The organism is Promicromonospora noduliphila, from assembly GCF_056951025.1.
The window spans coordinates 5,873,323-5,898,020 of sequence record NZ_CM167806.1 but is presented as its reverse complement, the minus strand read 5'-3'; the positions used below and the strand labels follow the sequence as shown (position 1 = coordinate 5,898,020).

General features: G+C 72.2%; 28 protein-coding genes. 22 read left to right on the top strand and 6 right to left on the bottom strand.

Annotated features, from left to right (window positions below; translation table 11 throughout):
- The first annotated feature begins 12 nt into the window (after positions 1-12).
- Genes AC0QU1_RS25775 through AC0QU1_RS25720 form a run of 12 tightly spaced genes read left to right on the top strand, consistent with a single transcriptional unit; the run spans position 13 to position 11,923 of the window.
- Positions 13-426, top strand: a complete 414-nt coding sequence (locus AC0QU1_RS25775) for a phage tail terminator protein (RefSeq protein ID WP_483573493.1) — start codon at positions 13-15, stop codon at positions 424-426.
- Positions 423-1,193 (top strand): phage tail tube protein, encoded by a 771-nt coding sequence (locus AC0QU1_RS25770; RefSeq protein WP_483616339.1) that lies wholly within the window; start codon positions 423-425, stop codon positions 1,191-1,193. Before AC0QU1_RS25775 ends, AC0QU1_RS25770 begins: the two co-directional genes overlap by 4 nt.
- Complete coding sequence (locus AC0QU1_RS25765; protein ID WP_483573491.1) at positions 1,193-1,756, top strand: DUF7426 family protein; 564 nt, start codon at positions 1,193-1,195, stop codon at positions 1,754-1,756. Before AC0QU1_RS25770 ends, AC0QU1_RS25765 begins: the two co-directional genes overlap by 1 nt.
- A complete protein-coding gene (locus tag AC0QU1_RS25760; RefSeq protein ID WP_483573490.1) occupies positions 1,753-1,941 on the top strand; it encodes a hypothetical protein in 189 nt (62 codons plus the stop codon). Before AC0QU1_RS25765 ends, AC0QU1_RS25760 begins: the two co-directional genes overlap by 4 nt.
- Positions 1,942-1,945: 4 nt before the next feature.
- Positions 1,946-5,629, top strand: coding sequence for a phage tail tape measure protein (locus AC0QU1_RS25755; protein WP_483573489.1), 3,684 nt, complete (start codon positions 1,946-1,948; stop codon positions 5,627-5,629).
- Position 5,630: 1 nt separating this feature from the next.
- Entirely contained in the window at positions 5,631-6,458 is an 828-nt protein-coding gene (locus AC0QU1_RS25750) for a hypothetical protein (RefSeq protein WP_483573488.1), read from the top strand.
- Between the two features lie 14 nt (positions 6,459-6,472).
- Complete coding sequence (locus tag AC0QU1_RS25745; protein ID WP_483573487.1) at positions 6,473-9,814, top strand: tail fiber domain-containing protein; 3,342 nt, start codon at positions 6,473-6,475, stop codon at positions 9,812-9,814.
- Positions 9,811-10,047, top strand: coding sequence for a hypothetical protein (locus tag AC0QU1_RS25740; protein ID WP_483573486.1), 237 nt, complete (start codon positions 9,811-9,813; stop codon positions 10,045-10,047). The genes AC0QU1_RS25745 and AC0QU1_RS25740 overlap by 4 nt, the downstream gene beginning before the upstream one ends.
- A complete protein-coding gene (locus tag AC0QU1_RS25735) occupies positions 10,044-10,325 on the top strand; it encodes a hypothetical protein (protein ID WP_483573485.1) in 282 nt (93 codons plus the stop codon). The genes AC0QU1_RS25740 and AC0QU1_RS25735 overlap by 4 nt, the downstream gene beginning before the upstream one ends.
- A gap of 2 nt (positions 10,326-10,327) precedes the next feature.
- Complete coding sequence (locus tag AC0QU1_RS25730; protein ID WP_483573484.1) at positions 10,328-11,227, top strand: peptidoglycan-binding domain-containing protein; 900 nt, start codon at positions 10,328-10,330, stop codon at positions 11,225-11,227.
- A gap of 1 nt (position 11,228) precedes the next feature.
- Entirely contained in the window at positions 11,229-11,669 is a 441-nt protein-coding gene (locus AC0QU1_RS25725; protein WP_483573483.1) for a hypothetical protein, read from the top strand.
- Complete coding sequence (locus AC0QU1_RS25720; RefSeq protein ID WP_483573482.1) at positions 11,666-11,923, top strand: hypothetical protein; 258 nt, start codon at positions 11,666-11,668, stop codon at positions 11,921-11,923. Before AC0QU1_RS25725 ends, AC0QU1_RS25720 begins: the two co-directional genes overlap by 4 nt.
- Positions 11,924-12,165: 242 nt before the next feature.
- Here AC0QU1_RS25720 and AC0QU1_RS25715 read toward each other — a convergent pair whose 3' ends face one another.
- Both AC0QU1_RS25715 and AC0QU1_RS25710 read right to left on the bottom strand, forming a co-directional pair.
- Positions 12,166-12,660, bottom strand: coding sequence for a helix-turn-helix domain-containing protein (locus tag AC0QU1_RS25715; RefSeq protein ID WP_483573481.1), 495 nt, complete (start codon positions 12,658-12,660; stop codon positions 12,166-12,168).
- Positions 12,661-12,756: 96 nt separating this feature from the next.
- On the bottom strand, positions 12,757-12,960 hold the full coding sequence (locus AC0QU1_RS25710) for a hypothetical protein (RefSeq protein ID WP_483573480.1): 204 nt from the start codon (positions 12,958-12,960) through the stop codon (positions 12,757-12,759).
- Positions 12,961-13,221: 261 nt separating this feature from the next.
- Here AC0QU1_RS25710 and AC0QU1_RS25705 point away from each other — a divergent pair, with 261 nt between their 5' ends.
- A complete protein-coding gene (locus AC0QU1_RS25705; protein ID WP_483573479.1) occupies positions 13,222-13,470 on the top strand; it encodes a hypothetical protein in 249 nt (82 codons plus the stop codon).
- A gap of 5 nt (positions 13,471-13,475) precedes the next feature.
- Positions 13,476-13,751, top strand: a complete 276-nt coding sequence (locus tag AC0QU1_RS25700; protein ID WP_483573478.1) for a hypothetical protein — start codon at positions 13,476-13,478, stop codon at positions 13,749-13,751.
- Here AC0QU1_RS25700 and AC0QU1_RS25695 read toward each other — a convergent pair.
- Positions 13,737-14,537 carry an HAD family hydrolase gene (locus AC0QU1_RS25695; RefSeq protein ID WP_483573477.1) on the bottom strand — a complete coding sequence of 267 codons (801 nt, stop codon included), beginning with the start codon at positions 14,535-14,537 and terminating at the stop codon, positions 13,737-13,739. The two genes, AC0QU1_RS25700 and AC0QU1_RS25695, sit on opposite strands and share 15 nt — an antisense overlap.
- A 118-nt stretch (positions 14,538-14,655) precedes the next feature.
- Between AC0QU1_RS25695 and AC0QU1_RS25690 the strand changes: the two genes are divergently transcribed.
- Both AC0QU1_RS25690 and AC0QU1_RS25685 read left to right on the top strand, forming a co-directional pair.
- Positions 14,656-15,417 carry a helix-turn-helix domain-containing protein gene (locus AC0QU1_RS25690; protein ID WP_483573476.1) on the top strand — a complete coding sequence of 254 codons (762 nt, stop codon included), beginning with the start codon at positions 14,656-14,658 and terminating at the stop codon, positions 15,415-15,417.
- On the top strand, positions 15,414-15,749 hold the full coding sequence (locus AC0QU1_RS25685) for a PCC domain-containing protein (RefSeq protein ID WP_483573475.1): 336 nt from the start codon (positions 15,414-15,416) through the stop codon (positions 15,747-15,749). Before AC0QU1_RS25690 ends, AC0QU1_RS25685 begins: the two co-directional genes overlap by 4 nt.
- A gap of 62 nt (positions 15,750-15,811) precedes the next feature.
- Here the strand turns inward: AC0QU1_RS25685 and AC0QU1_RS25680 are convergent, their stop codons facing one another.
- Complete coding sequence (locus tag AC0QU1_RS25680) at positions 15,812-16,615, bottom strand: hypothetical protein (protein ID WP_483573474.1); 804 nt, start codon at positions 16,613-16,615, stop codon at positions 15,812-15,814.
- A gap of 64 nt (positions 16,616-16,679) precedes the next feature.
- Positions 16,680-16,802: a hypothetical protein gene (locus AC0QU1_RS25675; RefSeq protein ID WP_483573473.1), complete on the bottom strand. Its 123-nt coding sequence runs from the start codon at positions 16,800-16,802 to the stop codon at positions 16,680-16,682.
- 254 nt (positions 16,803-17,056) lie between these two features.
- Between AC0QU1_RS25675 and AC0QU1_RS25670 the strand changes: the two genes are divergently transcribed.
- The 6 genes from AC0QU1_RS25670 to AC0QU1_RS25645 all read left to right on the top strand — a co-directional run bounded on the left by AC0QU1_RS25670 (position 17,057) and on the right by AC0QU1_RS25645 (position 24,183).
- On the top strand, positions 17,057-19,363 hold the full coding sequence (locus AC0QU1_RS25670) for an immune inhibitor A domain-containing protein (RefSeq protein WP_483573472.1): 2,307 nt from the start codon (positions 17,057-17,059) through the stop codon (positions 19,361-19,363).
- 85 nt (positions 19,364-19,448) lie between these two features.
- Positions 19,449-20,429 (top strand): Gfo/Idh/MocA family protein, encoded by a 981-nt coding sequence (locus tag AC0QU1_RS25665; RefSeq protein WP_483573471.1) that lies wholly within the window; start codon positions 19,449-19,451, stop codon positions 20,427-20,429.
- A 373-nt stretch (positions 20,430-20,802) separates the two neighbouring features.
- On the top strand, positions 20,803-21,096 hold the full coding sequence (locus AC0QU1_RS25660; protein ID WP_483573470.1) for a thiamine-binding protein: 294 nt from the start codon (positions 20,803-20,805) through the stop codon (positions 21,094-21,096).
- Positions 21,093-22,040, top strand: coding sequence for an ABC transporter permease (locus AC0QU1_RS25655; protein ID WP_483616337.1), 948 nt, complete (start codon positions 21,093-21,095; stop codon positions 22,038-22,040). The genes AC0QU1_RS25660 and AC0QU1_RS25655 overlap by 4 nt, the downstream gene beginning before the upstream one ends.
- A gap of 188 nt (positions 22,041-22,228) precedes the next feature.
- Positions 22,229-23,395 (top strand): ABC transporter substrate-binding protein, encoded by a 1,167-nt coding sequence (locus tag AC0QU1_RS25650; protein ID WP_483573468.1) that lies wholly within the window; start codon positions 22,229-22,231, stop codon positions 23,393-23,395.
- Positions 23,392-24,183: an ABC transporter ATP-binding protein gene (locus tag AC0QU1_RS25645; RefSeq protein ID WP_483573467.1), complete on the top strand. Its 792-nt coding sequence runs from the start codon at positions 23,392-23,394 to the stop codon at positions 24,181-24,183. Before AC0QU1_RS25650 ends, AC0QU1_RS25645 begins: the two co-directional genes overlap by 4 nt.
- A gap of 170 nt (positions 24,184-24,353) precedes the next feature.
- Here the strand turns inward: AC0QU1_RS25645 and AC0QU1_RS25640 are convergent, their stop codons facing one another.
- Entirely contained in the window at positions 24,354-24,683 is a 330-nt protein-coding gene (locus AC0QU1_RS25640; protein ID WP_483573466.1) for an ArsR/SmtB family transcription factor, read from the bottom strand.
- Positions 24,684-24,698: the final 15 nt, after the last annotated feature.

Here is a 24,698-nt window from a genome sequence, read left to right as displayed (position 1 = left end):
AGGGGGTGAGCCGTGGGCGACGCCACCCTCGTCAAGCTCCTGGCCCAGATCCTGGCCGACGCCGGCGTCGGCGTCTGGCGCCCGGCCGGCCCCGACTACCAGCCCGGCGAGCTCGCGATCCACTACGGGCCGCTGCCCGAGGGCCCGGACCGCGGCATCGGGATCAGCGCGTACCTGCCGAGCGACGACCTCGAGAACGGCCTGGCGGTGCGCCGCGTGCAGATGCTCTTGCGGGGCGCCCCGGACGTGCCCGACGGCGCCGACGAGATCTCCGACGCCGCCTTCGAGGTCCTGCACGGCCGGGCGCCGTCGCGCGGCCTGTCGACCATCCGCCGAATCTCCGTCGCCCTGTTCGGGCCGGACGGTAACCGCCGCATGGAGCGAGCGGACAACTACCAGATCACCCTCGACAACCCGGAGGCATGACCATGCCCGATGCACCCAGCATCCCCGCTGGCTCCATTCTCGGCCGCTCTTTCGAGTACGGCATCGACGTCAACCTCGGCACGCCCGAGACCCCCACGTGGCAGTCGGTGCGCCGGCACTCCGCGTTCCAGCCCACCCCGACACCGGTGACCGCCGACGCCGGCAGCTACGACGACTTCGGGTCCCAGAACCTCGAGGTCGTCGGCTGGAACAACACCGTGGCGTTCACCGTGCTGGTCAACCGGTCCACCACCACCGGCCTGTACCTGCCGGAGATCGAGGCGATCCTGGCGCGCAGCCGCCCGGAGTCCAAGGGCGACGCCGCGGTCCTGGAGGCCAGGTGGTACCACAAGCCCGAGACCGGCACCCCGAACCCGAACGACGCCCAGCAGGGCCTGGCCACCGTGGCCGCCCAGCGCACCAACACGGGCAACGACGGCGCCACCGAGACCCTGTCGGTCACCCTGACCAACAAGGGCCCCTGGCAGACGATCGCCAACCCGTTCCCGGGCTGGGGCGTCACCGCACCGGTCCTGGCCGGCGTCACGCCCGCGGGCGCCGGCGACGGGGACCTGGTCACCATCACCGGTGCCGGGTTCGTCGGCACCACCGGGGTCACCATCGGGGGCACGCCGGCCGAGTTCCAGGTGATCGGCGGGTCCACCATCGTGGCGATCATGCCCGTGGGCGACGCCGGCACCGTCGACGTCGTGGTGACCAACACCGCCGGCGCGTCGGCGCCCCTGGCCTACAACCGCGGCGCCTGATGGCGACGGTCGACTTCACCGAATGGGCCCAGGGCGACCTGGTCCTGACCATCGGCGGCAAGCAGTACCGCTCCGCCCCGCCCACGGTCGAGCACGCCAAGAGCCTGCTGGCCCTGGCCGTGCAGGCCGAGATCCAGCTCGGCCTGGTCACCGGCAAGATGCCCGCCGACTTGGCCGAGCTGGTCGACGCCCTGGGCACGATGCCCGTGGCCGAGGCGTCCCTGGGCAAGGAGACCCGCGAGCAGCTGGTGGCCGACGGCGTCTCCCCGGAGACCGTCAGCCGCATGGGCCTGTACGGGATCTTCTACTGGGTGCGCGGCAAGGAGCGGGCCGACTGGCTCGCCGAGCGCATGTGGACCCCGCAGGACCAGGAGGACGCCGAGCAGGCGGCGTCGGGCCCAAAAGGCCGACCGGGCTCGACGAGTGGGCCCCGTACGGCGTCGGGAAGCCCGACAAAGACGGCGTCTACCCGGACTACCGGGTCCCGGTCGAGCTCAAACCGCCGCCGCCGGCGCCGCCGAGCCCAGACGGCCAGCAGAAAGGCCAACCGGCCGGACAAGTGAGCGCCGGCTGGGCCGACATCCTCGCCCACTGGGACGCCGTCATCCAGGACCTCGCCGCCTTCTACGGACTCGACCTGTACGACCCGGCCGTCCTGGCCCGCCCGTGGCCCGGGGTGCGGACCCTGATCCACGGGCTGCTCGATGACCCCACCTCCCGGCTGTACCGCGCACTGACAGGGAGGTGAACGCATGCGGGTCTTCGAGCTCGAGACCCTGTTCACCGGCGACATCACCGGCCACGAGAAGGCCGTCCGCACGGTCGAGGCCCGCAACAAGGCGCTCGCGGCCAAGCCGACCGTCGCCAAGGTCGACGCGGACGTGCGCACCGCGCTGGCCAGCGTCGGGCGCCTGGAGGACCGCGCCCGGCGCGCGGACGCCACGGTCCCGGTCGACGCGGACACCTCGAGCGCCGAGTCGAAGATCGAGGGCCTGGCGGACACGGCCGCGGCGGCCGGCGGCGACGGCGGCAAGGCGGCCGGTGCCGGCCTGGTCGGCGGCATCGTGGGGGCGCTGGCGACCATCCCGATCGCCGGGGCCGTGGCCGGCATCGCGCAGACCGCCGGCGAGGCGGTCGTGCAGGGTTTCCAGGACGGGTTGGCCGTCGAGGTGCGCGCGGACACTCTGGCCGCGCGCACCGGCCTGGACGAGGCCACCGCGGCCCGCTTCGGGGCCGCCGCGGGCGAGAGCTATGCGGACAACTTCGGGCTGTCCATCGAGGCGAACATCGACACGGCCCGGCGGGCGCTGGACACCCGCCTGCTGGACCCGAAGTCCACCCAGCGCGACGCGGAGGAGATCATCTCTTCCCTGTCCGGGGTGGCCGACGTCCTCGAGGAGGACGTCGCCCGCGTCTCGCGGTCCTCGGCCCAACTGCTGCGCACCGGCCTGGCCCGGGACGCGCAGCACGCCTTCGACATCATCGTGGCCGGTCAGCAGGCCGGCCTGAACGTGTCCGAGGACTGGTTGGACACGATCGATGAGTACGCCACGCAGTGGCGTGACCTCGGTCTGACCAGTGGTGATGTGCTCGGCCTGCTGTCGCAGGGAGTCAAGGCCGGCGCCCGGGACACGGACATCGCGGCCGACAGCCTGAAGGAATTCTCGATCCGGGCGCGCGACGGGTCGGCCACGACGAAAGCCGGCTACGACGCGATCGGGCTGTCCGCCGAGGACATGGCCGCCAAGATCGCAGCCGGCGGCGAGAGCGCGCGCGACGCCCTGGACCAGACTCTGGACGGGCTGCGTGCCATCGAGGACCCGGTCAAGAGGGACCAGGCCGCGGTCGCGTTGTTCGGCACCCAGGCCGAGGACCTCGGCAAGGCCCTGTACGCGATGGACCTGGACACCGCGGCGTCCCAGTTCGACAACCTGGACGGCGCCGCTTCGCGCGCGCTGTCCACCCTGGGCGACAACACCGCGGGCAAGGTCGCCTCCGCGCAGCGCAGCATCGAGCTGTCCGCCGACGGCATCAAGGGCGCCCTGGCGGAGGCCTTCGCGCCCCAGCTCGAAGAGTTCTCCGAGCTCGCCACGGAGAACCGTGAGGCGATCGTCGGGTTCCTGTTCGACGGCGCCAACGCGGCGATCGACCTCGGCCGCGCCATGGTCGAGGCCGCCGCGGCCGGCACCGAAGGCTTCGGCGACTTCGTGGGCGAGACCGGGCCCGCGGTGCTCGGCGTCATCAACGACATCGTGCAGAGCCTGGGCACCCTGGGCGTCATCTCGGACGAGGAAGCACAGAGCTTCGCCGACTGGACCGACGACGCGATCCGCGGCATGCAGGACTTCGACAGGTCCACCGAGGTCACCGCCGACAAGATCCGCACCAACATCATCGACAACGCGCTCGACCCGGCCCAGCGCAAGCTGAACGAGCTGGGCGAGGGGCTGGTCAACAACGCGGCCCTGTCGGACGCCACCAACCGGCTGGCCGACGACATCTCGAACGTGGGGTACGCCGCGGACGGGTCCAAGCTGCAGATCGGCCTGCTGGACGGCGAGCTGGACACCTCGACCAGCACCGGCAAGCGGCTGGACAACCAGCTGCGGGCCGTGCGGCGGTCCCTGGAGGAGCAGGCCGGCGCCGCGGCGCGCAACGGCGAGTCGCAGAAGCAGGTGCGCCAGCGCGTCGAGCAGGCGCGCCAGGCGTTCGTTGACCAGGTCACCGCCATGGGCCTGACCGGGACCCAGGCCAAGCGGCTGGCCGACCAGTACGGCCTGATCCCGAGGCGGATCGCGACCCAGGCCACTCTGGACGCCTCGGCCGCCCTGGCCACGATCGGGAACCTGGACCGCACCCTCAACAGCATCGACGGCAGGACCGTCAGCGCCTACGTCGCCGTGCGCCAGTACGGGCAGGGTGCGCTGGCGTTGGGCGGTCGGCTGCCCGGGTTCCCGGCCGGCGGCCGGCTGCCGGGCATCCCGCCGGCGAACCCGCTGGCCGACAACCTGCTCGGCGTCGACGAGGCCGGGCTGGCTCGGGTGCGGGTCCGCTCCCGGGAGTGGGTCGTGTCCCAGCCGGCGTCGGACTACTACGGCGACGACATCATGGGGGCGCTCAACGCCCGGGCCATCGACCGCCAGGAGCTGGCGAGCCTGGCCGGGCTCGCCGTCGGGGGCGCCGTCGGGCAAGCGAGCAACCAGCTCGAGCGGCGTCGACGAGATCTGGTCCGGGCCCGGGAGCGGGTGCGCGCGGCGCGCGACCTGGTCCGCCAGGCGGCGGCCGAGGAACGCCGCGCCGGCCGGACCGACAGCGAGGCGGACGACCGGGACGCGGCCCGCGGCGCTGCCCGCGCCGAGCGCCTGGAGCGGGAGGCCGAGGCCCGCCTGGATCGGGTCGAGCGCGAGCTCGAGGAGGCCCGCGACCGGTACGGCCGGCTGCGGGCCGAACGCGCGGAGCTGTCCACGGACCTGCGCCGCGGCACCCTGCGCGAGTCGGTGACCGGGGGCCTGGACTCCGCCCTGGGCGTGACCGACCAGCTGCGCGACCTGGCCGCCTCGGGCGACGTCGGGTCCGAGCGCGCCGACCGGCTGCGCGCCGTGGCCAGCAACGCCGAGAAGGCGCTGACCAGCCTGTACAAGCAGGCCGAACGCGCCGAGGCTCGGATCGACCAGGCGCGCCAGCGCCTGGAGGAGCTGCAGGCGGTCCGCTCCCAGGTCCAGGACAACCTGGTCGGCGGCTTCAGCCTCGCCGACGTGTCCGGCGGCATCGACCCCTGGTCCGGGCAGGAACGGGCCGCCACCGGGCAGCAGCTCAAGGCCGCGGCCGAGGCCTACAAGGGCAAGGTGCAGAAGTACGCCGGCCTGATCAAGCGGCTGACCGCGGCCAAGGTCGGGCCCGCTGTCATGCAGGAGCTGGGCCGGTACGGCATCGAGCAGGGCATCCCGGTCGCCGAGGCCCTGCTCACCCTGCCCAAGGGTGAGCTGGCCGACCTGGCGCAGACCTACTCCGCGATCGCGTTCTACGCCGGCAACGCCGGCGAGTATGTCACCGACGCGATCAGCCCCGGCGGGGCGTCCGCCGCGGCGGCCGCCGTGCGGCAGGCCGAGGCGACCGCCGCGTCGATCGACAAGAGGATCGGGGCCTGGGCCACGAAGATCGGCAAGGAGTTCGCCAAGGCGCTGGGCATCAAGCCGCGCGCCGCCGGCGGCGATGTGTGGGCCGGCGGCGCGTACAAGGTCGGTGAGCGCGGCGAGGAACTGTTCTTCCCGCAGACCTCCGGATACATGCTCGACGCCACCAAGACCGCCAACGTGCTGGCCGGCACCCGCGTGGTGAACAACTTCAACATCACCAACGTGCACCCGGTCAACGAGCCACCGTCGGTCACCGCGGCCAAGACAGCCCGGTCCCTGGCCGGCGTGGGGAGGCGGTGAGATGGCAGCCGAGTTCACCTGGACCCTGTCCGGGATCGACACCCGCCGGTGGAACGTCCGCGCCGACTCGGCCTGGACCCCCGGTGTGGGCGCCGAGCTGCCCCAGGTGCAGATCCCTGGCCGCCACGGGGTCGTGCCGATCGGCCTGCCCGTCTACACCGCACCGCAACTGCCCATGGAGCTGATCTGCCGGGCCACCACCCAGGCGGACCTGGAGGCCAGGAAGGTCGAGCTCCTCGGCCTCCTGGCCGCACCCGGCCTGGTCGTGGGCCGCTCCTCGGGCGGCCTGCTCACCGCGGCCCCAGCCCGGTTCGTCAGCATGTCCCCGGGCCAGTTCATCGCCAGCACATGGGCGCAGTTCAGCATCATCCTCGACATCCCCGGCGTGTTCCTGCGCGGCCCGTCCGCCGACGTCGGGCCCGTCGTGGTCACCACGGGCGACACCGTGCCACTGCCGGCGCTCGCGGCCGGCAACGCCCCCGTCGCCGACGCCGTCGTCCGGGTCACCGGCCCGGCGACGTCCGTCACCGCCCTCGACCCGGTCTCCCGCACCGGCATCTCCTGGACCGGGGCACTCGCGGCCGGCTCCTACGTGTTCCTGGACGCGGCCACGCTGACCGCGCGCCGCTCGACGGAGGCCACCGACTGGGCCACGGGCGGCCTCGACGTCTCCGGCGGCGTGAGCTACCCCGTCGCCGGGCCGCTGCAGATCTGGCCACGCATGGCCGAGGCCGATCCCGACGTGCGCTCGGCGTCGCTCGAGGTGACCGGGACCGGCTTCGGCCCCGCCACCGCGGTAACCGTCCGCGCCCAGCCGGCCTACCTGTGAACGGAGGGTGACCGATGCCGTACCGCCTACGCGCCTACGCGCCCGACGGCGCCGCCCTGGGCCCGCTGCCCAACCCGCTCGAGTTCCGGCCGATGGTCGCGCACAACGACGTCGGCTCCCTGGCGGTCACCTACACCTCGGTTGCCGCCGGCGGCCAGCACCTGGCCACCGCCCTGGGCGCCGGCCTCGAGGTAGCGGTCGAGGCCTGGCTCGGTCCCGGCCCGGACGACTGGACCGAGCCCAAGGGGTGCCGCTTCGTGCGGATCTCCGACGGCGACGACCCCGCCGACCAGACCCGGTCGGTGTCGCTCGAGATGCCGTCCTACGCCTGGCTGCTGTCCAAGGCGACCAACTACGCCACGACCGGCCTGAACGCCGCCGGCGACCGGGTGTTCGTCGCGCCGACCGTGGGCAGCCTGCTGCTCACACTGCTGAACGAGAACGCCGCCCGCGGCGGCGTGTGCCAGGCGATCAACCCCACGTTCACCGCCACCCACGACTCCGCCGGCGCCCCGTGGCCCACCCTGCCCGACCAGACCTACCCACTCACGCTCGACTACCTGTCCATCCTGGACGACCTAACCGCCAAGGGCGCCCTCGACTGGACCACGCAGGCCCGCGGCCTGTACGCCTACCTGCCCGACTCGGCCACCCTGTCGCCGGACCTGTCCGGCGACGGCGGCGTGGTGCTGCAGCTCGGCGTCGACGTCTCCTCCGCACCCAACAAGCGCACCATCGAGAACCTCGCCGGCCGCATGTACGTGCGCACCGAGGCCGGCGGCGTCGCCACCGCGACCGAACCGGCCGCACCGGCCCCCTGGGGCGTGTTCGAGGCCGCGCTGCAGGTCGGGTCCGTGGCCGACGAGTCCGCGGCCGTCGCCGCCGGCGAGGCCGAGCTCGAACGCGTCGGCAAGGTCCGCGGCCAGTACACCCGCGACCTGGTCCTCACCCCCCGCTCCCAGCGGCCCCTGGTCGACTACTGGCCCGGTGCCTGGATCACCGCCCCCGGCGCATCGGCCGCCGGCGAGAAGCTGCGCGTCCAGCAGACGACCCTCACCGTCCGCGGCGTCGACGTCACCGGCTCCGCGACCCTGAACGACCTGCTGCTGGAGAGCGACGAACGGCGTGCCCGCACCCTGGCCAGCCTCGCCGGCGGCGGCATCATCGCCCCCGGCGGCCCGCCGGCCCCGACCGCCGTCGACCCCGAGGCCTCCCGCGTCCCGACCACGCCGACCGGGCTGCAGGCGCTCGCGGAGCTGTACTTCGACGCCGGCACCCCGCGCGGCCGGGTGACCACCTCCTGGGACGCGGTCACCACCGCGACCGACGGCGGCACCCTGGCGATCGCCGGCTACGAGCTGCAGTGGCGCCTAGGTGACGGCGCCTGGCAGACGATCCCCACGCCCGAGCTGGCCGCCGAGCTGCCGCCACTGACCCCGGGCGACGAGGTCGGGACGCGGGTGCGGACCGTCGGGGCGCGCACCACGCTGCCCTCGGCCTGGAGCACGGTTGAGCCGGTGACCGTCCCGGGCGACGTCACCGCCCCGCCGGTGCCGACCGTGCCCGACGTCGACGGGGCGATGACCGTCATCTCGGTCACCTGGGACGGCCTGCTGACCGGCGTCATACCGGCAGACTTCGCCAAGGTCGAGGTCGCCGTCGGGCCCACGGCCACCCCGACCACCGTGCGCGGCACGCTGACCGGTCCCGGCACCGTCCAGATCGACGGCGAGACCATCGACGAGACCCGCTACGTGCGCACCAGGTCGGTCGACACCTCCGACAACCGCTCCGACTGGACGACCGCGGTGCCCGTGGTCGTCCAGTCCGTCGTCGCCGACGAGATCGACCAGACCATCATCGAGGCCATCGACCAGGCCCTGACCGGGCCCGTCGACGGCACGCGCCTGACCCCGTGGACCGTGCTGCCCAACCGGGTCCTGATCGGACCCGGCGACAACATGCACCCCGACCCCGGCATGCAGCAGCCGACCGCCTGGGAGAACCCGGACTGGATCCAGGACGGGCAGGGCAAGGACAACGCCCGCGCCCTGGTCATCCCCGCCAGCGCCGCCCAGACCGGGTCCTACTTCGGCGCCGGCGCACCGGCCACCTACGCGGTGCGCGTCACCGGCGGCCAGCAGCTGCAGACCTACGCCTGGGTGTACTCCCCGGTGGCGCTCGCGGCGAACGTCGCGCGGGTGTGGGTGCGCACCGTGAGGATGGACACCGGCGCGACGGTGTCCAGCATCGCTACGCCGTCGCCGGCGATCCCGGCGAACACGTGGACCAGGATCACGGGTTCGGTGACGGTGCCGGCCGGGGTGGACAACGTGGGCGTGTTGTTCGGTCTGTACAAGACGGGTACCACGAGCGACGCGGTGCGCATGTGCATGCCGGACGTCCGCGCGCGGACCACGGCGGAGCTCGTCGTGGACGGGTCGATCACCGCGGTCAAGCTGGCCGCAGACTCGGTTACGGCCGGCGCGATCGCCGCGGGCGCGATCGACGGCAAGCTCATCACGGGCGCCGTCATCCGCACCGACGCAGGCGGCGACCGCCTGGAGCTGTCCGGCACGTCGTTCAAGGCGTACGTCGGGGGCAACCTCGGCCTGCAGCTCGACCCGAACGCACTGGTCGCCTACAACTCGACCGGCGCCCTGAAGTTCCGCCTGTCCGCGTACACCGGCGCCGGCACCATGACCTTCGTTGACTTCCTCCAGGGCCTGAACATCAAGACCGACGGCATTGAGCTCTACGACGGCAGCGACTCGACAGGCACCGGTGTCTCGGTCGGGTACATCGTCCCCCAGGACCTCGACAACCTGTTCTTGCTGTACTCGAACACGAGGAACATCGAGGTCCGCACCACCAACAACGACATCAGCCTGCGCGCCCAGAACACCGACTTCTACGCCGACAGCACGCGGCGGCTCGCGCTCACCGCTGCCGGGTCGGTCGGCCTGGACAACCTCCTCACCGCCACGACTGCGACCGCGAACATCGGTCTGGGTGCCCCGGTCGGCACCCTGTACCCGCTGCGGCGCATCACCTCCTCCCTGACCTACAAGCAAGACGTCGAGGACCACGAGATCGACGTCGACGCGTGGCTCAGCATCCGGCCCCGCTCGTGGCGAGCCAAGGACGAGGTGCGGGAGAACCCCGACACCACGCGGCGCCACGTCGGTTTCATCGCCGAAGAGGTCGCCGCGGCCGGCTTCCACGAGTTCGTACAGCTCCTCAACGGCCAGCCGGACGGCCTGACCTACGAGCGCATGACCGCCGGCCAACAGGCCGTGCTGATCAACCACGCCGCCCGCATCGCAGCACTGGAACGAGCCCTGGAGAACGCATGACCACCGACACCCCCGGCGTCGCCCCCGCCGCCGTCCTGCCGATCCTGCAGCGGCACCTGACCGCGGCGCTCACCCAGGCGGCCGTCTGGGAGGCGCTCGCGAGCGAGAGCCAGCAGCGCGCCGAGCAGGCCGAGCACCGCGCGGAGCAGGCCGAGCAGCGCGCCGCGGCAGCCGAGGTCGAGCTCGAGCAGCTGCGCGCTGTGCCGTCCGGCCAGGAGGGCGGGGCGGCGTGAGCGACTTCCTGCCCAACACGCCCGCGCCCGACGTCGACGAGCTGCGCATGACGCTCGCCCTGGAACGGCTGGGCAGCTCGATGCGCGAGTCGATCTCGCACCTGACCGGCCGCGTCGACCAGGCCCTCGCCGACCTGAAGGACCACCGCGAAGAGCTGCGCCGGCACGACGAGCGCCTGGCCAAGCTCGAGCAGTGGCGCTGGACGGTCATCGGGGGCGCCATCGCGCTCGGCGGCGGCGCCGGCGTGCTCACCTCAACCCTCGGGATCGGAGCCTGACCATGAGCCAACCTGACGTGACCATCCACCCCCGCAGCGCCTGGGGCGCCCGGTACCCCGACGGCGACCTCACCCTGACCGGACCCGCGGACGAGGTGTGGGCGCACCACAGCGTGACCGCCCAGCTCTCCCCGGACGCAGACATGGCCGCCGAGTGCGAGCAGATGCGGGCGCTGGAGAGCATCGGCCAGACCCGGTTCGGCACCGGCATCTCCTACAACGTGGTCATCTTCCCGTCCGGGCGGGCCTACCAGGGCGTGAGCTGGAACCGCCGCGGCACCCACACCGGCGGGCGCAACAGCACCTCCCGGTCCATCTGCTTCGCCGGCAACTACGAGACCAACAAGCCCACCGCCGCGCAGCTCGCGACCGCCGCCCGCATCTACCGCACCGGCCAGGGCCGCTGGTGGGCGACCGGTGCACCCCTGGGCGGCCACCGCGACGTGTCACAGACCGCGTGCCCCGGCCGGCACGTATACGCGCGCCTGGACGAGATCCGCTCCGGTGCCCGGCCCGTCGACAACCCGGCCCCCTCGAAGCCGTCCACGCCGGCCAAGCCCGGGCTCCTGGTCGTCGACGGCGCCTGGGGCTCGGCGACCACGCGCCGCCTGCAGCAGGTGCTGCACACCCCCGTCGACGGGATCGTCTCCTCCCAGCCGGCCGTCTGGCGCACGGCCAACCCCGGGCTCACGACCGGGTGGGACTGGGACACCACGCCGAACGGGTCCCGGGTCATCTCAGCGCTGCAGGAGGTCGTCGGCGCCGACCGCGACGGGAAGATCGGCCCCCAGACGATCCGCCGCCTGCAGCGCCACCTCGGCATGTCGGTTGACGGCGTGCTCTCCCGCGACTCGCGGGCCGTCATGGCGCTGCAGCGGCGCCTCAACAAGGGAAGGATCTGACATGGCCAAGGTGGGAGATCTCACCGTGAACGTCCGCACCGCGCTCGAGGAGATCGTCGAGCTCGTCCCCGCCCAGGTCCGCACGGTCGTCTACGCGACAGCGCTCGGCGTGGCCCTGCTCGCGCCCGCCGCCCAGTGGGTCGCCGGGATCTGGTGGCCCGAGCTCGACGCCCGGGTCGACCGGACTACCTCGGGTGTGCTCGCCGCGGCGCTGCTCGTGGTCAGCGTCCTGGGTACCGCGTACCGGCCCACCCGCGGCGCGCTGCCGTCGGCCGAGGCGGTCCCGGTGCTGTCCGACGCCGTCGACCTCGCCAACATCCAGGCCATCCGGGCCCAGACGATCGACACGCTCGTGCACGCCGGCTGGCCGCGCGAGGCCGTCGTCGCCGCAGTTGACGCCGACGACCTGCAGCTTCTCCTGCCCAAGAGCGGCGACCAGTGACGGGCCGGCACCCCGCCGTCGAGCAGGTCCTGCAGCACTTCGACTTCGAGCACCTGGCCGCCGGCGAGATGCGCGACACCTCACGGCTGTTCAACACGCTGGCGCACCAACTCGCGGACCGCCTGCCCGCGGACCCCGAGACGACCGTCGCGCTGCGCAAGCTGCTGGAGTCGAAGGACTGCGCCGTCCGCGCGAGCAAGCGTCTGGTCACCGACCCGGGCCACCGGGCGGCGCTGGAACGGCCCCCCGAGTGACTGTCAGACCCCCGACGTAGAATGGGCCCCGGCGTCGCCCTGGTGCACCACACGAGAAGCGCCCCACCCCGCTCACGCGGGGTGGGGCGCTTTCGTCGTCGGACCGGTCACCCTCTCTCTGCGAAGGGGTGTGCCCCCGCGACGCCGGGGGACACCTCCACGCTACGAGCGCGTCCCCAGGGATGCTCGGGAAACACGGGGTGAAGGGCGGGTGAGGCTGGTGATGGTCTCCTCCAGCGGGGTCAGGGGCGGGGCCGCTGCTGCATCGCCGGCGCCGCGGCGAGCTGCTCGGCGTGGCCAGCCTCGAGCAGCTCGCGCCGCTGGTCGGCGGTCAGCAGGGCGTCGGCGGGAACGACCCAGGTGTTGCCGACCTTCTGCCCGGGCAGCGACCCGGACTCCAGCCGCTGCAGCACCGCCTGCCGGCTCTTCCCGAGCTGGTCGGCGGCCTCGGTCACCGAGACGAGCTCGGGCAGGGGCGTCAGGCCGATCCGGGCATCGTACTGGTCGGTAGGCAGCACCTCGAAGCCGAGGACCTCGACGGCCAGCGCAGCGTCGGCCAGGGCCAGCGCCGTCATGGTCGCCTGCCGCAGCGACTCGGCCGGCAGCGTGATCGTCACCTCGACCCAGCCGAGCGGGCTGCGCGAGGTGGCCGGGTGGTGGTCGAGCAAGGCGGCGATCAGGTGGTCGTCGACCGGCTCACGGGTCCTGTACTCGATACGGGCGTTGTAGGTGGTCATGGGATTCTCCTTGATAGGTGGGTTGCGCGCGGTGGGATGATGGAGGACCACCGGGAGTGGGAGGCACCGATCTTGTCTCCCACCCCCGGCCCAGTGTCACCGGCGGGGCGGCCACTGGAACCCTGCCCGCTTGAGCGGGGCCAGGGCGTTTCGGATCGCTCGCCAGTCGCTGCTGCTGCCCGAGAACGTCGCGATCAGCGCGCCGTCCCGGTACACCGCGAGGTTGCCACGCCTCGTGGCCTGCACCTCGAAGCCCTGGGCCTCCAGCGCCCGGACGATCTTCCGAATGTCCTTGTCCATCTTCTCCACCTCCTCTCTCGTTGACAAGACCAGTCTACGAGAAGACTTGCTAATTAGCAAGGTGAGGGAGGGTGAACCGGAGCGCCCCCGCCGTCCTTTCGTGGACGGCGCGGGGGTGCTCCGCCTGTGCCCGGTGCTCGCGCTTGCATTCGGCCCTATCATCGAACGTATGTACGAACTCCAGGGTGTGCTCAACGACTGGCCGGCGGAGCGGGTCGGGCTACCGGTGATCCCCGAACAGGCAGAGCAGGAGCGCGCGCAGTGACACGTCAGCAGCTCACCAACTCCGTGCCCGTCCCCGACACCGATCTCCAGCGGGAATGGCCCTCGCCACCACGGGTCTCGGTGCGCCTGGTCTGGCAGCGCGACGGGGAGCACTGGAAGCACACGATCGCGACCCGGTGGGCGATCGTCGACGGCGAGCTCGTAGCCGAGGTCCTGGTCGACGACCCACGGCGCAAGACCCCCACGACGTGGCTGCACCGCCGCGATCTCGTGCCCTGGGAGTAGGGCCCATGGTCAAGTACGACTCCTGGGACGCCTACCGCGATGTGTGGGAGGACATCCTCAACAGCTTCCCGATCCCGCGCCGGGGCCTGCAGCACGACTGCCAGGTGCCGGTCAGGGCCCGGCTGGTCTGGGAGCGCTCCGGCGTAGAGCACAAGGACACGATCGCGTACGCCTGGGGCCCTGGGCGTCTGGTCCTCGTCGAGGTGTGCGACCACCGCTGGCAGACCCTCGGGGTCTGGCTGCACGTCTCCGACGCGCCCAAGCGCTCAGTCCAGCAGTGACAACAGCGCCGCGGCGGCACCGTCCTCGTCGATCGTCCCGGTGACCCGGTCGGCGACGCCCTGCACGTGCGGTCGGGCGTGGCCCATCGCGAAGCTGTGGGCGGCCCATCGGAGCATCTCGATGTCGTTCTCGCCGTCGCCGATCGCGGCCGTGTTGTGGTCCTCAACACCGAGCCGGGTACGCACCAGTTCGAGCGCCGTGGCCTTGCTGATGCCGGGCGCCGTGACGTCCACCCAGTCGGGCCGGGCGGCGATCGCCGTCAGCCCGTACGCCAGCAGCGCCGGCACGATCCGGTACGCGTCCGGCCCGTGCAGGGCCACGCGCGGGGTGGGATGCGCGGCGAATTCCGTCAGCGGGCGCATGTGCTGGGCACCAGGCAGCTCGCCGGCGGGGAAGGGCTGGTTGACCCGGTAGCCGTCGCCGACGATCTCCGCCGCGACATGGATATCCGGTGCCTCGCGCACGGCGACGCGGATCGCGAGCTCGGCATCGACGTCGTGCTGCTCGGCCACCTCGTAGTGATCCCCAACCAGGTGCGCCACCACGCCGCCGTTCGACGCCACGATCCACGCGTCCCGGAGCCCGAGCTGCACCGCGACCGGCACCGCGCCCACCAGGGACCGCCCGGTCGCGAGCACGATGTGATGGCCGGCCGCGCGCACGGCGCTCGCGGCCTCGCGTACCGCAAGGGTTACGGGGCGCCCGGTATGGACGAGGGTTCCGTCGATGTCACATGCGACGAGGGCTGTATCCATGTCGAGGTTGGTCCTGGTGGTGGTGTCCATCACTGTGTCCCGGGGTAGGGCCCGCTCCGTTGGCGAGTCACGCCGTGAATGTTGCATCTGTGTAAACGCATGCCGGAGGGGCACGCAGGGGGGCAAGTAGTCGGGCACCCTTGGGGGCATGGCGATCAACGACCTGATCCGCGATCGGCGCACGGCGCTGAACCTGACACAGGCGCAGCTCGCCGAGCGCCTGTGCGCCTCCGCCGAGGATCCGTCGGGTGCGCCAGGCCGCGACGCCGTGAAGAGGTGGGAGTCGGGCAAGGTGATCCCGGGCCCGTTCTGGCAGGTCCACCTATCTCAGGTCCTGGCTGTGCCCCTGGACGTCATGCACGAAGCGGCTACCCTCAGTCGGGTGAACCGGCGAGCCTTCCTCGGGCTGAGCGCGATGGTCGCGGTGCACGGCGCGGTCGCCAGGGACTTGGTGGCGAGCATCGCCGGCGGCGACGCTGACACGCTCGCCCGAGTCCAGACGACCCACCAGACCGACATCGTCGTCGCGTCGTTCGCGGACAAGACGGCCGTCGGTCGTCTGCGCCAGTGGGCCGATGACGACGACAACGCGGTCCTGCGCGTCAACGCCGTCGGCATCCTCGCCAAGGTTCCCGGCGCCGACCACGGCCGCCGGATCGCGCAGGCGCTCGTTCACGACGTCGAGATGCGCAGCCTGTACCTGACCGCCGTCACCGCCAGAGTTTGCGCCGTCGACTGGGCCGTTGCCCAATCGATCGTGACCAACCCACACGCCCACGCGAAGGACGCCCAATACATGGCCACCAGGTTTGCCCAGGAAGCCGTCAACCCCCGTGACATCGGCGCGCGGTGGTGCTCCTCCCACATGCTCCGCGAGATCAGCCCGCTCCTCGGGGCAGGTGCCCTGTGATCGTCCTCGAGGTCCGCGACGACGAGCTCGTCGCCTCACTGCAGCGGCAGATCACCGACGCCGGCATCCAGAACGCGGCGATCGTGTCGCTGATCGGCGGCGTCGAGGACTTCACCATCTCGACCATGCCCGCCTACGACGCGACCAGCGACACGATCACGGACTACGACGTGGTGGCCGAGATGACCGGTACGGGCGAGATTGTCGACGGCAAGCCGCACATCCACGTCGTCATGGGCATCGAGGGCGACCAGGCCCGCGCCGGCCACCTCCACCGCGCAACCGTCAAGACCCACTTCGCTCGCGCGTACATCATGCCCGCGGAGGTGTGACAGTCCGCAGCACGATTGAGGGCCCCCGCCTCGACGAGGCGGGGGCCCTCCGTTCGTAGGGCTCAGCCGCAGTCGCCGGCGTGGATCGCCTGCGCACGCGGGATGTCCCAGGTCTCCGAGTAGCCGGCACTCCCACGGTTGGTGGGACCGATGTAGAGCTCGGCGTAAGCGTCGGTTACATGCTCGAAGACCTCGCGCCCTGTGCTGGCGCGCACCTTGTCGGGGCCCCCAGCGATCGGCGGTGTGGTGGTACCGCAGCGCTGCTCGATCTCGGCGTGCGCGATCTCGTGATGCACCACCTTGAGCAGGTACTGCCGGAACCAGTTGTTGCCGGACCCGGCCACGCTCATGTTGTCGGCGCCGTTCCCGATCCGGATGAGGCCGCTGCCAGGGGCATAGGCGCCCCCGGGGGAGTACGAGCCGGTGAGCAGCGCCTTGGAGGCGGTGACGTAGCCGGCACGGCCGGCCTCGTCGGCCGCGGCGAACTGGAGCGTGACCCCGTACTGCGCCGCCAAGTCCTTCGCGGCGTCGGCGTGCGCGCGCCCGGCGGATCCGGCAGGGCCACCGAGGTTCGGCACCCTCTTCGTGACCAGGATGCTGCCCGCGGCGCCCTGGACGTAGGTCGCGGTCACGAACCCGTCGGGGGCCTTGCACAGCCGGGTGCCCGCCGGCCGGGTCTTTCCGACGGGCTGCCCAAGCGCGTCGAGCACGGTCGGTGACTTGATCCACACGGAGGTGCCGCGGGTGCCGTCCGCCGTCGTGCACCCGGCCGCCGCGGCCGGGGCCGCGGCGGCGGTGCCGGTGAGCAGGATCGCCACCGTGGATATTGCCGAGATCGCTAGCCGGAGCGCGTTCGAGAGTGTCATGCGTTACTCCTCAGGTCAGCCTCGCGAGCTGTGGAGCACGCGAGGCGTGGCTACCTGGGTGTAACTAGGCCCTATCCACGAAGGTGAACGCGCTGACGGAGAGGGCGGCGAGCGCGACGACCGCCCGGCGCTGGTTCACCGGGGGTGCGGCGAACTCCGCCGCGGCGGTCGGCCTGTTCGAGGTCATGCTCTCTCCGGGGGTTCATGGGGCTGGGGCGGGTCCCGGCGGGCGGGCCGCACGCGGCAACGCCAAGGTACGCGCTGTCGAACCGATTCGCGGCATCGATTTCGGGCTTCCGGCGTCGGCCCGGCCGGTGACGTAGGCAACATTGTCGTAATATTTCCCTGCTTTCCTCCTCGGTGGACAAAGGTGTCCAGCAGGTCCGGGACCCGTACGTACCACCTCCTCGTCCCGGACGCCGCTCTCTTCACGGAGGAAACATGAACCCACGCATCTGTGCCGTCGGTGCGGGAGCAGCCCTGCTGCTCTCGGCCGCCGTCGTACCGATCACCGCTTCCGCGGCACCGCCCGCCGAGGAGCCGCCACAGCAGGCGGCGCCGGCCAAGGAGGACAACCGTCCCGACGCGCTGGCCGAGAAGCAGACCGAGCGGCGACAGCTCGCCGTCGACATGGTCGCCACCGGCGAGGCCAAGGTCGAGACCCGCGGCACGGGCGACCGCGCCTCGAAGGTCGTGGAGATCTCCCCGCGCGAGTACGTGGAGTACGGCGTCGAGGAGACGGCGCAGCTCTTCAGCATCCTCGTCGAGTTCGGCGACCAGGCCGACGAGCGCTACCCGGACGCCGCGGCGGGCCCGGCGCACAACGAGATCCCGGAGCCGGCGGACGACGACAACTCCACCTACTGGGAGCCCGACTTCTCCCGCGAGCACTTCCAGGAGATGTTCTTCACCGGCCTGGAGGACCAGGACGGCGAGTCGTTCGCGGGCATCTACGACGAGATGTCGTCGGGCCGGTTCGACCTGCAGGGCGACGTGTCCGAGTGGGTCACGGTGCCGTACAACACGGCGTCCTACGGCACCACCGAGTCCGGCACGGACATGACCCGGTTCATCCAGGACACCGCGAACGCCTGGTACGAGCAGCAGGTCGCCGCGGGCAAGACCGCCGCGGAGATCGACGCGTACCTCCAGTCGTTCGACGTCTGGGACCGCTATGACATGGACGGCGACGGCATCACGTCCGAGCCGGACGGCTACATCGACCACTTCCAGGCGATCCACGCCGGTGAGGGCGAGGAGGCCGGCGCACCCGAGTCGGCCATCTGGTCGCACCGCTGGGCGGTCAACCAGGGCGGTCTGGGCACGGACGGCCCGGCCGACTACGAGAAGCTCGGCGGCATCAAGATCGGTGACTCCGACATCTGGATCCGTGACTACACCACGGAGCCGGAGAACGGCGGCCTCGGTGTGTTCGCGCACGAGTTCGGTCACGACCTCGGCCTGCCGGACTACTACGACACCGCGGGCGGCGAGAACGGCACCGGCTTCTGGAACCTCATGAGCTCCGGCTCGTGGCTGGGCCACGGCGAGGGCACCATCGGCACCACGCCGAACCACATGGGCGCCACCGAGAAGCTGTTCCTGGGCTGGCTCGACTACGAGGTGGTGGAGCCCGGCGCGACCGAGCGGGTCAAGCTCGGCCCGTCGTTCCACGCCACCACGCGCGAGCAGGCGGCGATCGTGAACCTGCCGGACGGCGTCGCCGACGTCCCCCTGGAGGCCACGCCGTTCGACGGCGAGTTCGTCTACTCGAACACGGGCAACGACCTGAACAACACGATCACGTCGCCGTCGTTCACCGTGCCGGACGGCGCCTCGCTGACCGCGAAGGTGCAGTACGACATCGAGGTGGACTACGACTACGCGTTCGCCGAGATCTCGACGGACGGCGGCTCCACCTGGACCGCCCTGCCGAACAACCTGTCGACGGACGAGGACCCGAACGGCACCAACCCGGGCTCCGGCATCACCGGCACCTCGGACGGCGCCTGGGTCGACCTGACGGCCGACCTCGCCGACTACGCCGGCGAGACGGCGTCGGTCCGGTTCCGCTACTCGAGCGACGGCGGCACCAACGAGATCGGCTTCATGGTCGACGACGTCGCCGTGGGTGACGCCCTGTCCGAGGACTTCACGGACGCGGCCGACTGGACTGCCGACGGGTTCGTGACGGTGGGCGCCGACGGCACCTACGAGGTCGAGTACTCCCACTACTACGTGGCCGAGAACCGCGCGTACGGCGGCTACGACCAGACGCTGAAGACCGGCCCGTACAACTTCGGCTGGACCTTCAGCAACAGCAACCGGGTGGAGCACTTCCCGTACCAGGACGGCCTGCTGATCTGGTACGTGAACAGCCTGTACGGCGACAACAACACCTCGCAGCACGAGGGCGGCGGCCAGGCGCTCCCCGTTGACGCCCGGCCCAAGGCCCTCAAGTGGTCGGACGGCACGATCGCCCGCAACCGGATCCAGACGTACGACGCGACGTTCGGCCTGCAGCGGACCGACGCGCTCTCGCTGCACCGTGAGGTCTCCGCGACCCAGCTCACCACGCTGCGCACGGCGCGGCAGTGGCCGGTGTGGAAGTTCGACGACACCAACCCGGTGGCGTACTACGACCCGGCCAACCCGCGTAACTCCGTGAAGGTCGGCGGCACCGGCACCACCATCAAGGTGCTGACCCAGGACACCCGGAACGGTCACATGACCATCCAGGTCAACTGACCTCGCACCACCAGCGCCAGACGCTCAGGTCACCCCGGTGGCCTGAGCGTCTGGCGCTTTCTGCGCGGGTACTACGCTCGAACGCATGACACACCTGCGATGGGGCATCCTTGCGGCCGGCGGGATCGCCGGGAGCTTCACATCAGACCTGAACGACAACGGCTTCACCGTGCAGGCGGTGGGGTCCCGATCCCTGGAGAAGGCGCGCGCGTTCGCGGACCGGTTCGGCATCCCGACGGCGCACGGCTCCTACGAGAACCTGGTGAACGACCCCGAGGTCGACATCGTCTACGTCGCCACGCCCCACCCGATGCACGCGAACGCCGCGAGGCTCGCGCTGGAGGCCGGCAAGCACGTGCTGGTCGAGAAGCCGTTCACGCTCAACGCCGCCGAGGCGCGCGAGATCGTGGACCTGGCCGAGGCCAAGGGGCTCGTGGCGCTGGAGGCCATGTGGACCCGGTTCCTGCCGCACATGGCCCGCGTGCGGGAGATCATCGCCTCGGGTGCGCTCGGCGAGGTGCGGACCCTGATCGTCGACCACACGCAGGACCTGCCCGACGACCCGAAGCACCGCATCAACGACCTGGCCCTGGGCGGCGGCTCCCTGCTCGACCTGGGCATCTACCCGATCTCGTTCGCCTGGGACCTGTTCGGCGAGCCGCTCACCGTGCAGTCCCACGCGACGTTCAAGGAGACGGGTGCTGACGCCACGATCGCCACGATCTTCGGGTATGACGGCGCACGGGTCGCCTCGACCGTCTCGGCGTCGGACACCCGTGGCCCCAACCGGGCCTCGATCCTGGGCACCGAAGGCCGCATCGAGATCGACGCGACCTGGTACAACCCGTCGACCGTGCACGTCTACGACGCCGCGGGCACGGAGACGGAGACCTACCGCGCCGAGGTGACGGGCCGCGGCATGCACTTCCAGGCCGCGGAGGCCGAGCGCCTGGTCGCGGACGGCGAGCTAGACAGCCCGCTGCTGCCGCGCGAGGAGACGGTGGCCATCATGGGCACCCTGGACACGATCCGCGAACAGATCGGCCTCACCTACCCGGGCGAGTAGAACGGCGTCCCGCGAGCGAAACCGGGTGAAGGTCCGCCTCGAGAACGCGATCCGGCATGCGCCGGGCGGTGATTCCATGCCGGATCGCGTTCTCGAAGCGGACCTTTTCGTTTGCCCCGGTCGTTTCCTCTTCGCGGTGGGGAGGGGTAGCGTGTCCTCGCCAACGCGGGGAGCTCGGGGTAGCCGGGCTGAGAGGACGGCCTGGGCAGCGCGCCCGACGCCGTCGACCCGATCACTTGAACTGGGTAATGCCAGCGGAAGGACGTGCCTGACGGCACGGGCGTTCGGTCGAGGCCGTCCCCTGCGCGGGGGCGTGGTCGTGCGCCCCGTCGGGATCGGCGACCTCTGGCCTGCCCGTGCACGGAGGTCGCACATGCTCGCCGAGATCCAGGTCTCTCCCCGCCCCAGCGGCACGCCTGACGCGCAGTACGCGTACGTCGACGCCGCCATCGCCGTCGTCCAGGCCTCCGGGCTCACCTACGAGGTGGGCGCCATGGGCACGTTCGTCGAAGGCAGCCCGGACGAGGTGTGGGCGCTCCTGCGCGCCGTCCACGAGGCGACGCTCGAGGCGGGCGCCGCCGGCGTCCAGTCCAACATCAAGGTCAGCCAGGGCGCCGACGACGCCGGCCCCACCATCGCGGACCTCGTCACCAAGTTCCGGGCGTGAGCCGGGAGGTTCGGCGCGGTCGGGCGGCGCAGCGCGGCCCGGCATCGCGGCGGGATCGGGTGGTTCGGCGTGGCCCGGCGTCGCGACGTGCGCGGGACGGCCAGCGCGAGCCGGACGGCCGGCGTGCGCCGGACGATCGTCCCCGCGACGCGGGGCGCCCCGAGCAGGTCGCCCGGCGCGCTGTCCGACGGCGGCAGGCCGGGCGGGTGCTCGCCCCGCTCGCGACCGTCGGCGTGCTGCTGGCGGTCTGGGAGGCGTGGGTGCGTCTCGCGGACGTGCCCGAGTTCGTGCTGCCCGCGCCGTCGCAGGTGGCGCGGACCGCCGTCGAGGTGGCGCCGCTGCTCGGCCCGCACGTCGCGACCACGCTCACGGAGGCCGCGGCAGGGCTCGTCCTCGGCACACTGGCGGGCCTGGTGCTGAGCATCCTGGTCACGGCCTCGCGCGTGACCGGCGACGCCGTGTACCCGCTGGTCGTGCTCACCCAGACCGTGCCCGTCGTGGTGCTCGCGCCGCTGATGATCCTGTGGGCGGGCTTCGGCCTGCTGCCCAAGGTCGTCCTGGTGGCGCTCACCGTCTTCTTCCCCGTGCTCGTCTCGGCGGTGGGCGCCATGCGCGCCGTCGACGCCGAGCACTCCGACATGGTGGCCGGCCTCGGCGGCACCCGCCTGGACCAGTTCCTGCTGGTCCGCCTGCCCGCATCGGTCCCTGGCGCGCTCGCGGGGCTGCGGGTCGCCGCGACGTACGCGGTGGGCGCCGCCGTGGTGGCCGAGTACCTGGCCGGCCAGTCCGGGCTCGGGGTGTTCGTGCAGCGGTCCCGCAAGGCGTACGCCGTGGACCAGATCTTCGTGGGCGTCGTGCTGATCGCCCTCCTGTCCGGCCTGTTCTTCGCCCTCGTCGCCGTGCTGACGCGCGTCGCGACGCCGTGGCAGAGAGGAAAATCATGAAGCTGTCTCGTCTTATCGCTCTCCGTTGCGCCGGCTCCGCGGGTTCCCGGCGTCGGCCCGTCCCAGCGCGTGCCGCGTCTGCGGTACCGCCCGCGCCGGCGCTTGCGGCACGGTCCGTCTCGGCACTTGCGGCACGGCCGGCCCCGCCGCTCGCCGCACGGTCCGCGCCGGCGCTCGCCACGTTCGCGGTGCTGGCGCTCGCCGGCTGCGGCGCGGCCGGCGCGTCGGGCCCGGCCGCCCAGGGCGACGGCGCGGCGTCCGGCGACCTGCGCGAGGTCACCGTCGTGCTCGACTGGACGCCCAACACCAACCACTCCGGCCTCTACCTCGCCCAGGCAGAGGGCTGGTTCGAGGAGGAAGGGCTCGACGTCGAGATCGTGGAGCCCGGCGACACGTCCGGGCTGCAGCTCGTCGCGGCCGGCCAGGCCGACTTCGCCTACTCCGTCGCGGAGGGTCTGGTCCCGGCCCGGGCCGCGGGGGCCGACGTCGTCTCGGTCGCCACGGTCATCGAGCACAACACGTCCTCCCTGATCAGCCTGGCGGACGACGGCATCACCCGGCCCCGCGACCTGGCGGGCAAGCGGTACGGCTCCTACGAGTCCGAGCTGGAGAAGGCCCTGATCAGCAAGCTCGTGGAGTGCGACGGCGGCGACCCGGCGCAGGTGGAGTTCACGCCGCTGCTCAGCGACGACTTCCGCATCGGCCTCACCGAGGACCAGTTCGACGCCGCCTGGGTGTTCGACGCCTGGGACACGATCCGGCTGGGCGAGGTGGACGGGCTCGACGTCGACACCATCGCGTTCCGGGACCACTTCGACTGCATCCCCGACTGGTACACGCCGCTCGTCGCGACGTCCCGGACGCTGCTGGACGAGGAGCCGGACGTCGCGCGCGGGTTCCTGGCGGCGCTCGCGCGTGGGTACGAGGCGGCGGCGGCCGACCCCGACCGCGCGGCGCAGACGCTGCTGGGGGCGGCGCCCGAGCTCGACCCGGAGCTGGTCTCGGCGAGCGCGCGGTGGCTGGGCCCGCGGTACGCGTCGGGCGACTGGGGTGCGCAGCGGGCCGAGGTGTGGGACGAGTTCGTCGGATTCCTGGAGGACGAGGGCCTGACCGAGCCCGGCTTCGACACCGACGCGGCGTGGACTGACGACTATCTGCCGGGCGCCGACGGACAGGACGGCGCGGACGGACAGAACGGCGCGAGCGGGCAGGCCGGTGCGGGGCAGGCCGGTGCGACCGGGCAGACCAGTGCCTGGCCGGACGGTGCGAACAGGCAGGCCGGCGCCGTGCCGGACGGCGCGGGCGCCCAGACCGGTGCCGTCGCCGGCGCCAGTGGGCGGAGCGATCAGCCGTGAGCGTGCTGGCGGCGCGCGGGCTGACCGTGCGGTTCGGCGACGTCGTGGCCCTCGACGGGGTGGACCTCGCGGTGGCCGACGGCGAGTTCGTCGCCGTCGTCGGCCCGTCCGGGTGCGGTAAGTCGACGCTGCTGCGCGCGTTCGGCGGCCTGCTGCCGCCCGATGCGACCGTGTCGGGCACGCTCACGCTGCCCACCCTGCCGGACGGCGGAGCCGCGCCCGGGGCCTCTGCGAAGCTCCGAGCCAGGACCTCGTGGGCCGCGGGCGGCGGGCGGGCGACCGCGTGGATGCCGCAGTGGGACGGCCTGCTGCCGTGGCGCCGCGCGTGGTCCAACGCGCTGCTCGGCGCCCGGATCGCCCGCATCCCGCGGTCCGACGCCGAGGCGCGCGCCGCCGAGCTGTTCGAGACGTTCGGCCTGGCGGGCTTCGAGCGCGCCTGGCCGCACGAGCTGTCGGGCGGCATGCGGCAGCGGCTCGCGCTGCTCCGGACGTGCCTGGCCGGGCGTCCGGTGCTGCTGCTCGACGAGCCGTTCGGCGCGCTCGACCCGATCACGCGGCGGCGGATGAACGAGTGGCTGGCGGGGGTAGGGCTCGCGGGGCTTCATCCGGCACCCGGCTTCGAGGCCGGGCAGCGGGCAGTGGTGCTCGTGACGCACGACGTCGACGAGGCGCTCGCCCTGGCCGACCGCGTCGTCGTGCTGAGTGCCCGGCCGGGCCGGGTGGTGCTGGACGCCGCGGGCCCGAGCCGGGACGAGGTGCTGGCGGCGCTGGAACCCGCGCCGCGGTAGTCGTGGGCGGCGCTGGAACCCGCCATGGCCGCGGGTGGCGCTGGAACCTGCGGTAGCCGCGGGCTGGCGTCGGAAACTGTACTGCGGTGGTCGCGGGCCGGCGTCGGAGCCGCACCGTGGTAGCCGCGGTGGGGCGGAGTCGAGCACGACCACCTCGCCGCGCGATGGGCTCACTCAGGCGCGTCGCCGCGCTCAGGCCCGTCGCGCAGGACCGCCTCGATCAGGCCGGGGAACTTCCGGTCGAGCTCGTCGCGCCGGAGCTGGATGTCGTGGGTGCGGCCGTGCACGATCGTGCGCGTGAGCCCCGACTCCCGCAGGGTGCGGAAGTGGTACGACGTGGTCGACTTCGACAGGTCGAGGCCCATGGTGCACTCGCCCTTGGGGTACGGCCTGCCGTCGGCCAGCTTGCGGACCAGGTCCAGGCGCACCGGGTCGGCCAGCGCCCGGAGCACGTCCACCAGCTCGACCTCGGACATGTCCGGGCTGGGGTAGTCACCCATGACCCGCCTCCGCGC